The organism is uncultured Cedecea sp. (genome assembly GCF_947498825.1).
GTDB lineage: Bacteria > Pseudomonadota > Gammaproteobacteria > Enterobacterales > Enterobacteriaceae > JGM124.
The window spans coordinates 1-257 of sequence record NZ_CANMLV010000087.1 but is presented as its reverse complement, the minus strand read 5'-3'; the positions used below and the strand labels follow the sequence as shown (position 1 = coordinate 257).

Annotated in this window: 1 tRNA gene; it reads right to left on the bottom strand. The window is 51.4% G+C overall.

What is annotated here, in order from left to right:
* Window positions 1-67: 67 nt before the first annotated feature.
* A tRNA-Glu gene (locus tag Q1A40_RS23055) sits at window positions 68-143 on the bottom strand.
* Between the last annotated feature and the right edge of the window lie 114 nt (window positions 144-257).

Below are 257 nucleotides of genomic sequence, written 5' to 3'. Positions count from 1 at the left end.
AAACATGACTCGCAAGTCATCTTTAAGATATGTTTGGACGGTGTCTTTCACTCACAGTACCAGCAAGTGGCGTCCCCTAGGGGATTCGAACCCCTGTTACCGCCGTGAAAGGGCGGTGTCCTGGGCCTCTAGACGAAGGGGACACTGAAGTCTGCCTCGCAAGACGCCTTGCTTCTTTACTTTCATCAGACAATCTGTGTGAGCACTACGCAATATCGTATCTTTCAGGTAAGGAGGTGATCCAACCGCAGGTTCCC